Origin of the sequence: Halovivax gelatinilyticus, assembly GCF_024300625.1 — an archaeon.
Lineage (GTDB): Archaea > Halobacteriota > Halobacteria > Halobacteriales > Natrialbaceae > Halovivax > Halovivax gelatinilyticus.
In genome coordinates, this window is record NZ_CP101322.1 from 2,333,532 (window position 1) to 2,346,583 (window position 13,052).

Consider the following 13,052-nt stretch of genomic DNA (forward strand, 5'->3'; position numbering starts at 1 on the left):
GATTAACCAATGTAGTCGAACCTGATAGGTCAGTGAGTGATATGAAACCGACGACGAACTACATCCGACGTCTTCACCGGTCAGTCACGGCTACGGTAGTCGAAACGCTGGACGGGGTCAGACCGACTGTACGATGACCGAACGGGGGCGCTTGCGCTCTCGCTTTACGTTCGAGTTTGGCGGTCGAATACTCGCGACCACAGCTGGCGGTCTACTGATGGTCGTACTCGCGAGGTTGCTTGGACCCGAGGATTACGGGCTTCTATTCCTCGCGATCGCCGTGTTCGGTGTGTTGGGGGTGGCTAGCAAACTCGGAATTGCGAAATCCTGTGCCAGATACGTCGCCGAGTACAAAGAGTCAGATCCAGCGCAACTACCGCACATTCTCCGTGTCGCTCTACTGTTCAATGTAGGCGCCGTCGTCACCGTCTGTGTCGCCCTCTTGATCGGTCACCGACACCTGGCTGCGTTCCTCGACGAGCCGTCGTTGACGCCGTTGTTGTTGCTCGGTCTGGGGTACCTCGTCTTCGAGGCGCTGGCGACGTTTGCCAGGCTCGTGTTGCAGGGGTTAGAGGAGATCGAACTCGCCGCGACCGTCCACGTGACCAATCGAATCACTCGGCTCATCTTCGTCGTCGGGTTCGCCGTCCTCGGTTTCGGCGCTCTCGGCGCCCTCGTTGGCTACATTATGAGTTTCGCCATCTCGTCGCTGCTCGGCCTCTGGCTCGTCTATCGCTACTGTCTGCGAGGCATCGAACCGGCGACCTCAGTCGAATCCGGGCTGAAACGCCGCATCGGTGAATACACCGTGCCACTGACGGCGACGAGTACGGCGAACGTCCTCGACAAGCAAATCGACACCGTCCTCGTAGGCCTGTTTCTCTCGCCGATCGCCGTCTCCGCGTACGTCCTCAGCAAACAGATCGTCGAATTCCTCGAGGCACCCGTTTCGGCGCTCGGGTTCACCCTTTCGCCCACGTTTGCCGCGCAGAAAGCCGACGGGAATACGGATCGGGCAGCGCGCCTCTACGAAACCGCGCTCACTCATGCGTTGTTACTGTACGTGCCCGCCGCGGCTGGACTCGTCCTCGTCGCTGAACCAACTATCACCCTCGTCTTCGGGTCCGACTATCTGGGCGCGGTTCCCGTATTGCAGGTGCTCTCGCTGTACGCGATCTTGTTGTCCGTCACGAAGATAACGAGCAACGCGCTCGATTTCCTCGGGCGTGCGAAGGCTCGAGCGATCGTTAAGGGTTCGACGGCCCTGTTGAACGTCGCCTTGAACCTCGTGTTGATCCCGCTGATCGGCGTCGTCGGCGCCGCAATCGCCACGGTGATCACCTACTCGATCTACACCGGGGCGAATCTCTATATTATCCACCGGGAACTCGATTTGCGCCTCGGACTGGTCGCCCGAAGAACCGGGGCGATCATCGGTGTGGCTGCGGTGATGACCGGTACCATCTACCCGATGTACGGTAGCATCGATGGCTGGCCATCCCTACTTGGAGTCGTCCTGTTCGGTGTCGTCGTGTGGGCGCTGTGCTCACAACTGGCCGGACTCCTCGAACTTCCACGAACCCAGATCAACTCATGACACAAACGTATCCCTTCACGACCGAACGTGCGGACCGACCATCCACCGAAATACTCGTCTGCCCGGACTGTTCGGACCGTGTTTCACTCCGACAGCAATCCTGTACGGGTTGTGAGACGACGGTGATCGATCTCCAGGGCGTTATCTCGTTCACCGAGGACGACCATCGTGGAGATGTTCCCGATCACGATGTCGACCTCGCTTCGTTTACCGACGCGCTCCGATCGAACTCGATGCGCACGGCCATCGACCACGTCGCTATCGACGCCAGTGAGTGCGAGACGTTCCTGACAGATCTCCTTGACGTCCGCCGCGACGTCTGGCACGCGCTCGTAGACGGCCACATTAGTGGACGCTGTCTCGATCTCTACGCAGGGTACGGTCGACGTTCGATTGCCCTTTCGGCGCGTGCTGAATCCGTCCACGCTGTCGATCCGTCCCTGTCGAAACTCACGATCGCCTCGCTACGCGAAGACGCACCGAGGCACAGTCGTATCGTCCCGGTACACACCGAACTGAACCGGTTACCGTTCGCCCCGGCTTCATTCGATACCATCGTCGTGGATCTCTCGGGCCGATCGAACGTGAAAGAGACGCTACGGGAGCTTTCGCCCTATCTCAGAGACGGCGGCTCTCTCCTCGCTATCGTGGATGGCTGGTCGAAGAGAACCGGGATCGCGTCACTTGCGGGTCTCGTGAGCGACGAGGTACGTCTGTCGAGTGGCGTGCGTCCCGGAACGCCGAGCGGCTATCGATCCGTTGCGTCCGATCTCGGCTTCGACGCGTGTTCCGTCTATGCGCTATTCCCGAGCGCGTCGCGCCCACTCTACGCGTACGAAGTCGGCTGTGACCGTGCGTCCCGGTGGCTGTTCGAATCGGAACTGCCGAATCGGGATCGACTCGCATCGGCGATCGATCCGGTTCTTCCGCTGGTCCGGAACAGCGGCATTCTCGAAGGGAGCCTGCCGAGTTACCTCCTCGCGTGCTCGAAGACGCCGACACGCGACGCTCCGTCGAGATTCGACGCACCGGTTGCTGTTGCTGGTCGCGCCCGATCCGTCGTTCTCGACGTCGGGGTAGACGGTATCACCGACGTCTGGAAGCTTCCGAATCGTCCCGGACACGCACTGCTCACGGAGCGGGAAAATTCGCTGTTGTGGCGGCTCCACGAACTAGATGTCGACGTGACCGAGACGCTTCCCGATGGCGAACCGGTCGAGTCTCCGATCGGAGTAGCCCGCCACGAACGTCCTGTTCGTGGGCGGCCGCTCGACGAGTCACTCGCCGATCACCCCGACGACTTCGAACAGGTCCTCGAAACCGGATACGAGTGGCTAGCGTCGTTCCAGCGAACCGTTCGCGGTGACTCGATCGAACGATCACCGACGTCGGTTCGTGACGAACTCTCATTCGACCCCGCCGGCGTGGACCCGCCCCAGATCGAGACACCCGTTGTAACGTTCGAAACGCCGATTCATGGCGACTTCATCGCCCGTAACATCCACGTCGAGAACGGATCGATAACCGGCGTAATCGATTGGGAGTACGGTATTCCAGACGGGTGTCCGGTCGTCGATGCGGGCCGTCTCTTGATAGATGCGGCCCTTCAGACCGTTGGCGACTTCGATGGGGCTGTTCGCACCGTACTCTGTGGGGATACCGAGTACGCAGTTCGAGCGAGAGCGGCCGTTCAGGAGTACTGTGATGCGGTCGATCTGCCATACCGAACCTTCGAACGGTGTCTTCCGGCGACGTACGTCCACCGCCTCGAACTCGACTTCCAGGTCGATGCCCCGAGCACGTACGGGTCGCGCGTGGCGGAGCGAGCCCGACGCGCGCAACGTCTCGCCGACTCTGTGGGAGAGATGACACTATCGGTGTGATCGGACGAGACTCTGCCTCGACGACCGACGATCTACCACGTCCACGGTCATGGGTCCGACAGCGCTCCAGTCGAGGAACTCGGCGGATCTCGGTGACCCGGAGAACCCGCTAGTCCCGATCGACGCGATCTCGGGGCCGGCCCGACCACCGGTCGAGTTCCGGTTCGATTCAGACCGGATCGATCGATTCGCCGTCGACGGCGAGCGTGCGGATCTCGGTTTCGCCGTCGTGATCGTCGATCTCGAGGGTGGTGATCTCGCCGGTGAACTCCCAGGCGGTCCGGGCTTCGTCCGACCCGGAGAGCCACCACTCGGCCCAGTCGTCGCCGTAGGCGTCTCCTTCTTCGAGCAACTCGGCGTGTTCTGCGGCCGGACGAATCTTCTCAGTGACCTCGATTCGGTAGGCGAATTGTCCTGCGACGTCGAGCGTTCGAGGCTCGTGAGGGTCTTCGACCCCACCGCCGTTCGCCGCTTCTTCGGCCGTCCGCGGACAGCCCTCGGGGATGGAGTCCCACGGCACGCCCGCCGAGGTCCCGCTGACGCTCGACGATCTCGCGCCGCCGTGGGCGGTTTCTGACTCCCATCGCGCATCGACCATCGTCAGCGAGGCGTCGTCGGATTTGTTCCAGACGGCGTCGCCGAGTGCGAGGTCGCTCTCGTGTCCGCCGATGTCACAGTCGACGATCTCGGCGTCCTCGTAAAACTGCCAGTGCCCGCGCTGGGAGCCGCCCGCGGCGCAGCTGTTCTCGAGCGTCGACCCGCGGGTTCCGAGCCGAAAGTTCGAGACGTCGTTGTTCTTCGCGTAGGAATTTCTGATCGCGACCGTCCCGCCAGCCCCGGGGATCGGGTGCTGGTTCGAATTTCCCGGTCCGGAGGCGTAGATGCCGTTGTCGGTCCAGTTCTGGACGTTGACACGGTCTATCTCCAGGTGACCGGCGTGGTCCCAGTAGACGTAGAGACCGGTCGCGTTCCCGTCCCCGCAGGTGACGTCGAGACAGACGTTCTCGATGGTTCCCGTCCCGTCTGGATCGGTCACCCGAGCGCGAAACGGTTCTGCGTGTCCACCCTCGAAGTGGCCGGTGATTCCGACGTTGCGGATCGTCCAGTCGGTTCCGTCGGCCTGGATGTCGTAGACGGCCCCGGGTTCGGAGATGTCGATCAGGACGTTCTCCCACGTTTCACCGCTTCCGACGGTCTTTCGGAACGTTTCGCCGGCGCCCACGGTGATCGTCTCGTAGTCCGTCGCGGCGGCGACTCGCCCGCTCGCCCCGTTCAACAGTCCGAACGATCCCAGCATCGCACCGGCGCCGAGAAGGTATCCGCGTCGACTCGTTTCACGTGTGTCAGTACGTCGATCGGTCGCGTCAGCTTCGTCCATTCGTCTCTCCGGAACGGTGGACACCCCTAACCAGTTGAGCTTCAGGTGTTGATGGTATATTGCCCAGTGGATACTCTCGTCGCCTGTTAACTAGGCGCCACTGTGGTACGTTCGCATTCGTTCGCGGGGGCGGTCCAAGGCGGGGTGGCTCCGGTACACCGTAGATTCTGCCCCGGCCCACCCGCCCAGTCCCGGTCCGATTCAGACCGGATCGATGTTCGGGCGGAACTCCTTCAGGGACGGTCGAGTTCCTCGCCGTCGACGGCGAGCGTTCGAATCTCGGTCTCTCCGTCGTAGTCGTCGATCTGGAGGTTCGTTATATCGCCCGTGAACTCCCAGACGGTTCGCGCCTCGTCCGAGCCCGACAGCCACCACTCCGCCCAGTCGTCGCCGTAGGCATCGCCCTCGGAGAGCCACTGCGCGTGGGCGTCAGTCGGTCGAATCTCGCCGGAGACGTCGACGCGATATTCGAACTGGCCGGCGACTTCGAGTCGGTGCGGGCCATCGTCCTCTTCGACGTACTCGCTGTGGTCGAGTTCCTCGCCGTCGATGGCGAGCGTGCGGATCTCGGTTTCGCCGTCGTGATCGTCGATCTCGAGAGTCGTGATCTCGCCGGTGAACTCCCAGACCGTCCGTGCCTCGTCCGAACCGGAGAGCCACCACTCGGCCCAGCCGTCGCCGTAGGCGTCTCCTTCCTGAAGCCAGCGGGCGTGCGCCTCGGCGGGCTGAATCTCGCCAGAGACCTCGATCCGGTATTCGAACTGACCGGCGACCTCGAGGGTGGACGGTCCGTCGTCTTCGTCCTCGTCGCCGCCAGTTCGCTCGATCAGCTCTCCCTCGCTCACCCGTTCGCCGTCGAGTTCGATCCACATGGCGTCGGGCTGGTCGACGGTGACGTCGCGGACGGGACCGTGAACCTCGTAGGCGTCGCCGTGGCCGCCGCCCGATAGCGAGGCGACGGTCGAGAGGCCGTCCTCTTCTTCGACGGTCTCGCGGTGGGCGGCGATGCGGCCACCGGAGGGACTCTCGTAGTGTGCTTCGGTCGGAACCAACTCGCCGTCGACGGCCAGTTCGTACTCGGCGAGTTCGGCGTCGGGTTCGGTGACGAACGCGACGAGGTGGGCGTCCTCGGGCAACTCCGGCTCCGGTTCGGGTTCTTCGCTGGCCGAGCCACCGTTCGCGGCCGCTTCGGCGCTCGTCGGACAACCCGCCGGGACGCGATCTCGGGGGCTTCCGACCGACGAGCCGTTGATGTTCGAACGCGTGTTGCCGCCGTGGGCGGCTTCGGTCTCCCACCGCGACCCGGTGAGCGAGACGCGCGCCCTGTCGGCTTTCGACCACGCCGAGTCGCCGACGGCGACGTCGCTGCCGTTCGATCCCAGGTCGGAGTCGTACACGTCGGTCTCCTCGTAGGCGGCCCACAGCCCGCGGTGGCGGCCGCCGACGGCCACGCAGTTGTCGAGGTACGAACCCGTGCTGCCGAGTCGGTACGCGGACGTGTTGCAGTCTTTGACGTAGGAGTTAGAGATGTGGACCTCGCCGCCGTGACCGGGGGTCGGGTGCGCGCTGGAGTTACCCGGCTCGCTCGCGTAGAAGCCGTTGTCCGGGAAGTTCTGCATGTAGATGCGATCCATCTCGAGGGTGCCGACGTGGTTCGGCCAGACGTAGATACCCGTCTCGCCGTGGTGTTCGCCCGAACTACGCCGCGTTCGGGTCGTCACCTCGAAGCAGACGTTCTCGATCACGCCGGTGCCATTCGAATCGGTTACGCGCACCCTGAACGGGTCTTCGTTCCGGCCCGTATCTTCCAGGTGGCCGCGGATGCCGACGTTCCTGATCGCCCAGTTCGAACCGGACGCGCTGATGTCGTAGCGCGCGCCGGATGCGGAGACATCGAGCAGGACGTTCTCCAGTGTGTCACCGCTACCGAGTCGAATCGTGTGGGTCTGGCCGGACGGAACGACGATCTCCTCGTATCCGTCGTCGCCCGACGCCGCGGCGCTTCCCGCGTTCAGGAGAGCGAGCGAGCCGATGAGCGAGCCAGCACCGAGTAAGTACGATCGACGGCTGGTTTCGTTCCCGACCGACTGTCGGTCGGACGAGTGTGTCTCTTTCATGTGATTGTTCGAACCGCCAGAGCGCCAGTATCTCTTGACCTTCAAGATTGCATCTTATATAGCGGGTCGGTACGGTCCGGCTACTATGAGGGTTGAAACCACGTGAAGGGTCACCACCGTGCGTGATTTCGTTCGTGAACGCGGTCTCTCTCGCGACCGACGTCGCATCGGGATCGAATCAGCTCTCTGCAGACGTTTTGGCGTGTCCTTCCCGGAGGCGCTCTCCGGGTATCGGTCGGCCACCGACGCCCGACGGGCGGGTAACTGGGAGATTACTATGCGCGTCGCTGGTCGACCGAACGAATATCTCGAAACATGAGTGAACGTGATCCCAACGTATTCGTCCTGACCGTCGACTCGCTTCGGTGGGACGCCTACGATCGATTGATGTCTGAGGTCGGCGAGGTCGTCCCGGGCACGACGTTCACCCGGGCGTTCGCGACGGCGAGCAACACCGGGAGTTCGATGCCGACGCTGGCGGCGGGCGTCTACTGCGACGAAGTGGCCGACGGCACGCCGAACCTGGACCTCGGCGAGACGAGCGAGGACGACGGCCTCACGACGCTTGCCGAGGCGCTCTCGGCGGCCGGATACGACGCCTCCCTCTGGAGTGACAACGTCATCTTCGGCGAGGCGCGAAACTACGATCGGGGCTTTAGCGACGGTCGGACCGGGACGCCGAGCTGGAAGAAGCGCGCGCAGACCGTCGTCCAGGGAACCGGCTCGGCTCGGCTGTTCAACGCCTGTCGCTGGGCGTACTTCAACGTCTTCGACCGAATCGAATCGACCCTCTCCTCGAATTCCAGCTACTACGTCCCGGCGAAAACGCACCACCAATCGGTTCTCGACGCGCTCTCGGGAACGGACGGCGGCCAGGCTCACTGGATCCACTACATGGACGTCCACCACCCGTTCGAACCGCCCGCCGAGTACCTGGCCAAGCGTGATCTCAACGCGCCGCGGCGGCCGGCGGAACTCGCGGAACTCTCCTCGTCTGCCATCATCCAGAACGCGGGCGGCGAGACGACGCACGGGGACGTCGAAGACATCGAGCAGGCCTACCTGGCCGCATGCGAACACCTCCGCGACGAACTCGTCTCGTTCGTCGAGACGCTTCGCGACCGGGGTCACTACGACCCGGGCCACGACGTGCTGGTACTCACCGCAGACCACGGCGAGGGGTTCGACCGCGACCTCCACGGCATGCTCGGGCACACGCCGACCCCGGCGTTCTGGGACGACCTCGTCCACGTCCCGCTGCTCGTCTCGCTTCCCGACTGGGAGCACGAGCGGGTCGACTACCAGGTGAGTCTGATCGACGTCGTCCCGACGATTCTGTCTGCGCTCTCCCTGTCGGTTCCGGACTCGTGTCAGGGCGTGGCCGCCTCGTCACCAGCGGAGCTCCACCGCTCGCACGTCTACTTCACGGCGACCGGTCCCTACCGATCCTATCACGGCGTTCGTAACGAACACGGCTGGAAGCTGTTCGCCGACCGCATCAGCGAGTCGAGCGGGATCGAACTCATGGGGACCGACGAGCGCGACGACCACGAACGCGTCCTGCTCACGACGGTCGACGACGGCGAGGAGACGATCCGCTACGAGCGATCGCTCGACGAAGATGGGGTGCCGACGGAATCGACGGCGTCGACGCGCTGGCGCGGCTTACACGAACGGCTGTCCGACCAGCGCGGCGGGGTCGCCACTCGACGGTTCGACGCCCAGCTCTCGGCGGAGACCGTCGAACAGTTAGAACAGCTCGGCTACGTCGACAACGTCCGGTGACGGGGACGTCGTACCGGTCGGTCGGGTTCCGGTCGCTCCGCCGGCGTCACGGTTCGTCTGACTTCAGGTGATCACTCGACATGCCGATCAGCACCGAACAGATTCGAGATATCAAGGCGTCGTTCGTCGCTCGAATCGTCCACACGGTGACGAACGGGCTCCTCGTCGTCGCGCTCGCGAGTTACCTCCTCGGACCCGACGAGTACGGATTGCTGTTTCTGGTACTCTCGATACTGGTGGTGGCGCAGGTGTTCGCCGACCTGGGCGTCTCCCGATCGGCCGCGCGGTACGTCTCGGAGTACAAGGAGACCGATCCCGGACAGGTTCCACACATCGTCCGCGTCTCGCTCGCGTTTCGGGTGATGATGCTCGCCGTCGTCTGTCTCGCGGTCGTACTCGCCCGACCGTGGATCGCGGCGGTGCTCGACGAACCCGCGCTGGCCTCGTTGCTCGTCGTCGGCGTCTGCTACCTGGCGTTCAAGTCGCTGACGGCCTACCACGTCGGCCTCTTTCAGGGATTCAGTCGACTCGAGTACAGCGCGGCGGTCGGCATCGTCGACAACGTCGGCCGACTCGTCTTCGTCGTCGGGTTCGTCGCCCTCGGCTTCGGGGTGGTCGGAGCGCTCGCCGGCTACGTCGTCGGGGCGGTGCTCGCGACGGCGCTCGGGCTCGCGATCCTGTACTGGAAGTGCTACCGCCCCTGCGAGCGAGCCGAACGGGCGGAGCCCGGACTCAAACGCCGCATCCTCGAGTACAGCGTCCCGCTGACGGCCTCCGAGAGTGCGAACGTCGTCGATCGCCGGGTCGACATTCTCCTGGTCGGGTTCTTCCTGACGCCGGCCGCCGTGGGATTCTACACCCTCGCAAAGCAGATCACGGAGTTCGTCGAGGCGCCCGCGGGCTCCGTCGGGTTCGCCCTCTCGCCGGCCTACGGCGAGGAGAAGGCGAGAGATCGACTCGATCACGCGGCCCGGATCTACGAAACCTCGTTCTCGTACGTCCTCTTGCTGTACGTTCCGGCAGCCGTCGGCATGGTCCTGCTCGCCGAACCGGGGATCACGATCGTCTTCGGCGACGAGTACGCCGGAGCGGTGCCCGTCCTCCAGATACTCTCGCTCTTCGTGCTCTTTAAGGCGATAAACAGCATCACGACCCAGTCGATCGACTACCTCGGTCGCGCCAGAACGCGCGCCATCGTCAAGGGCATCACCGCCGCGGGGAACGTCGCGTTGAACATCGTGCTCATCCCGACGATGGGCCTCGTCGGGGCGGCGATCGCGACCGTCGTGACGTTCGGCGCCTACACGCTGGCGAACGTCGCCATCATGCACGCCGAGTTGCCGATCCGAACGAAACGGTTCGTCGGCGTCGCCGCGGGCACGACGGCCATCTCGATCCTGATGGGCTTTGTCGTCCTCGCGCTCGCACCGTTCATCTCCGGCTACCTCACGCTGTTCGGCGTCGTCGGCGTCGGCGTCGGGATCTGGGCGGCGCTCGTCACCGCGACCGGCCTGGTCGACCTGCGCGAATCGATCGCGACCTTCGTCTGACGGTCGTGTCGATAAACCGGTGCCGTGGGGCCGGTACGTGGTCCGTACGACGGGCGTTCTGCGACCGCGACGGGGGCACGCGGTCGTTTCTTTCGTCGACGATTCTACGCGCACCGACTACGACCTCGCTAACAAAACCCTCACCGGACGTGGCGTTCTCCGAATGCGGTATCTCGTATACACCAACACGCCGGCGCACGTCCACCTCTATCGAAACGCCGTGGCCCGACTCGAAGCGGCGGGCCACGACGTCCTCGTGCTCGGGCGCGATTACGGTTGCACCGTCGCCCTCCTGGAGTGGTACGACCTGCCCCACGAGGTCTACGGCTACTGCGATACCTCGAAGTGGTCGCTGTTCGCGCGGCTGCCATCCCACTACACGCGTGCCATCCGCACCGCCAGGAACTTCGATCCCGATCTCATCTTCGGAATGGGCGGCTACGCCGCACACACCGGTGCGCTCCTCAGAACGCCGGTGGCGCTGCTCATCGACTCGGAAGTAACCGGGCTCGATCACGCTGTTTCGACGCCGTTCGCCCGCGCCGTCCTCACGCCCGATACGTTCCAGACGCGGCTCTGTGACGATCACTTCGTCTTCCCCGGGCTCAAAGAGTGCGCGTACCTCCACCCGAAGGAGTTCGCGTATCAGTCGACGCGCGACGGTGGACCGTCCATCCGCGACCGTCTCGGGCTGGCCGCCGACGAACCGTTCGTCATCGTCCGGTTGAACGCGTTCGGTTCCCACCACGACGTGGGCAAAGGCGGGTTCACGCCCGCTCGCCGTCGCCGCCTGATCGACCGACTCGCCCAGCACGCGACCGTCCTCGTCTCGGACGAGGGCGGCGATATGACCTACGACGGCGTTCCGGCCAGACCGTTCTCGGTCCACCCGGCCCTGTTGCACGACGCGCTCGCGGAGGCGTCGCTCCTGGTCGCGGACACGCAGACGATGGTCACGGAGGCCGCCCTCCTCGGGACGCCCGCCGTGCGCTCGAACTCGTTCGTCGGCGACGAAGACATGGGCAACTTCCGCGCGCTTTCGCGCCACGGATTGATCTTCAACGAGGCCGAGTTCGACGCGGCCATCGAGCGCGCCGAGACGCTGCTCTGTGCGGACGGAATCGACGCCGAGTGGCGCCGTCGACGCGACGCCTACCTCGCCGACCGGTGTAACCTGACCGACGTCATCGTCGACGTCGCCACGGCTGAAGGGAGAGCCGAACGCGTCGCTACTCTCAGCCCGTTCGGCGAACGCGACCGAGCGGCGGTCCCAGCAGAAGCCACCCGGGCGGACGCCCCGATCCCGAAGTAAACGGTCACCGAGTGAGTTCGCTCACCGAGAGAGATCTCTCGCCACCGGCGTTCGCTCACCGACCGAGATTCCGAATTGACGAGTTCGCTCGCCGACCGAGATGGCCTCGCCAAGCGACGTCTTTCCCCACGGTATCGACCTCGTACCGACCCGTCCGAGCGGGAATGCCTCGCGTAACGAAACGGGATCATCTCGAACGCTGATACGACATGACGACCGTCGGCGAGCGGACGGACGAGACGCCCCGGTCGGACGAATCCAAGCCGCCCCGGTCGGACGAATCCGATCCGTACCAAATACGCCCGTTTCGTGACGGGGACGCGGACGGCTACCGCCAGCTGTACGAGGACGTGTTCGACGACGAAGCGTCCCGGGACTGGTTCGCCTGGAAGTACCGGGAGAACCCCTTCGCAGACCACGTTCCGATTTTCGTCGCGACGGCCGACGGCGAGGTGGTTGGTGCGCGCTCGTTCTTCGCTCTCCCGTTGCGCGTCGGCGACCGAACGATCCGGTCGCTCCAGCCCTGCGACACGATGGTGGCGCCCGACCACCGTCGTCGCGGGATCTTCACCCGCCTGACCGAACGAGCGCTCGCGACGTACCGGGCGGACGAGACGCGACTGTGTTTCAACTTTCCGAACGCGAAGACGCTCCCCGGCAACCTGAAACTCGGCTGGCGGGTGGTCTCGCCCCAGCCCGTCTGGTACCGAATCCAGGATCCGCGGGCGCTCGCCCGCACCGTGAGTGACCGCCGATCGGTGCGTCTCGGCGCGGCCCTAGGCGCGCCGGTGCTCGCGGGCTACACGAAAACGAGGGCGACACTCGGCCGGCTGGGCCGCGGATACGTCACCGTCGAACGCCACGAGTCGGTCCCGGCCGAGCGACTCGCCGCCCTCTCCGATCGAACCGACCGATCCGGCATCCGCGTCCCGCGAACTGAACGATTTCTCGAGTGGCGCTATCGCAACCCTCGCTGGGCGTACCGAACCTACTTCCTCCGGTCGAACGGTCGCGACGCGGCGGCGATGGTGGTCGGAACCCGCGACGAATCCGAACTCACCAAGACGAAACTCCTCGACGTTCTCGCCCCGCCGTCGAACCGCACCGACGCGGCCGCCCGCTTCATTCCCGACGTTCTCGACGACTGTCGCGAATCGACCCTCGTCGCCTCGCTCGCCGATTCCGTCCCCCCGGATGCGCTGGCGCGCTACGGCTTCCTGCCGGACGACCGACTCCCGCTCGATCGCCTCACGGCCACCACGACGCTCGTCGCGCGTCCGCTCGAAGACGACGGGTGGACCGTAGACGGCGTTCCCATCGACGACCCCTCGTCGTGGACGCTCTCGTTCGCCGACCAGGACCGAAACTGAACCGCGAGCTGGTGGCGCGTCGAAGTAATGCGGTTTCAGGTTCGTTCGTTTCGACCCGCG

The 13,052-nt window shown here is 64.5% G+C and carries 8 protein-coding genes; 6 read left to right on the forward strand and 2 right to left on the reverse strand.

The window, feature by feature from the left end; all coding sequences use genetic code 11:
* The first annotated feature begins 133 nt into the window (after positions 1 to 133).
* The gene (locus tag NKH31_RS11005) at positions 134 to 1,597 is read left to right on the forward strand and encodes a flippase (RefSeq protein ID WP_256547888.1); all 1,464 of its coding nucleotides are present in this window, start codon (positions 134 to 136) and stop codon (positions 1,595 to 1,597) included.
* Positions 1,598 to 1,719: 122 nt separating this feature from the next.
* Positions 1,720 to 3,480 carry a methyltransferase domain-containing protein gene (locus NKH31_RS11010; protein WP_254861847.1) on the forward strand — a complete coding sequence of 587 codons (1,761 nt, stop codon included), beginning with the start codon at positions 1,720 to 1,722 and terminating at the stop codon, positions 3,478 to 3,480.
* A 169-nt stretch (positions 3,481 to 3,649) separates the two neighbouring features.
* Here NKH31_RS11010 and NKH31_RS11015 read toward each other — a convergent pair whose 3' ends face one another.
* Both NKH31_RS11015 and NKH31_RS11020 read right to left on the reverse strand, forming a co-directional pair.
* Positions 3,650 to 4,858, reverse strand: a complete 1,209-nt coding sequence (locus NKH31_RS11015) for a hypothetical protein (protein WP_254861848.1) — start codon at positions 4,856 to 4,858, stop codon at positions 3,650 to 3,652.
* A gap of 233 nt (positions 4,859 to 5,091) precedes the next feature.
* Positions 5,092 to 6,975 carry a hypothetical protein gene (locus tag NKH31_RS11020; RefSeq protein WP_254861849.1) on the reverse strand — a complete coding sequence of 628 codons (1,884 nt, stop codon included), beginning with the start codon at positions 6,973 to 6,975 and terminating at the stop codon, positions 5,092 to 5,094.
* Between the two features lie 315 nt (positions 6,976 to 7,290).
* On the opposite strand from NKH31_RS11020, the gene NKH31_RS11025 reads away from it, so the two are divergent.
* The 4 genes from NKH31_RS11025 to NKH31_RS11040 all read left to right on the forward strand — a co-directional run bounded on the left by NKH31_RS11025 (position 7,291) and on the right by NKH31_RS11040 (position 12,992).
* Complete coding sequence (locus NKH31_RS11025) at positions 7,291 to 8,760, forward strand: sulfatase-like hydrolase/transferase (protein ID WP_254861850.1); 1,470 nt, start codon at positions 7,291 to 7,293, stop codon at positions 8,758 to 8,760.
* A gap of 80 nt (positions 8,761 to 8,840) precedes the next feature.
* Entirely contained in the window at positions 8,841 to 10,310 is a 1,470-nt protein-coding gene (locus NKH31_RS11030; protein ID WP_254861851.1) for an oligosaccharide flippase family protein, read from the forward strand.
* 163 nt (positions 10,311 to 10,473) lie between these two features.
* On the forward strand, positions 10,474 to 11,622 hold the full coding sequence (locus NKH31_RS11035) for a hypothetical protein (RefSeq protein WP_254861852.1): 1,149 nt from the start codon (positions 10,474 to 10,476) through the stop codon (positions 11,620 to 11,622).
* Positions 11,623 to 11,831: 209 nt separating this feature from the next.
* Positions 11,832 to 12,992, forward strand: a complete 1,161-nt coding sequence (locus NKH31_RS11040) for a GNAT family N-acetyltransferase (RefSeq protein WP_254861853.1) — start codon at positions 11,832 to 11,834, stop codon at positions 12,990 to 12,992.
* Positions 12,993 to 13,052 lie beyond the last annotated feature (60 nt).

Bases quoted from the DNA above. Each gene is read 5' to 3' on its own strand.
- NKH31_RS11015 (WP_254861848.1), bottom strand. From the start codon at position 4,858: ATGGACGAAGCTGACGCGACCGATCGACGTACTGACACACGTGAAACG.
- NKH31_RS11020 (WP_254861849.1), bottom strand. From the start codon at position 6,975: ATGAAAGAGACACACTCGTCCGACCGACAGTCGGTCGGGAACGAAACC.
- NKH31_RS11025 (WP_254861850.1), top strand. From the start codon at position 7,291: ATGAGTGAACGTGATCCCAACGTATTCGTCCTGACCGTCGACTCGCTT.
- NKH31_RS11005 (WP_256547888.1), top strand. From the start codon at position 134: ATGACCGAACGGGGGCGCTTGCGCTCTCGCTTTACGTTCGAGTTTGGC.
- NKH31_RS11035 (WP_254861852.1), top strand. From the start codon at position 10,474: ATGCGGTATCTCGTATACACCAACACGCCGGCGCACGTCCACCTCTAT.
- NKH31_RS11030 (WP_254861851.1), top strand. From the start codon at position 8,841: ATGCCGATCAGCACCGAACAGATTCGAGATATCAAGGCGTCGTTCGTC.
- NKH31_RS11040 (WP_254861853.1), top strand. From the start codon at position 11,832: ATGACGACCGTCGGCGAGCGGACGGACGAGACGCCCCGGTCGGACGAA.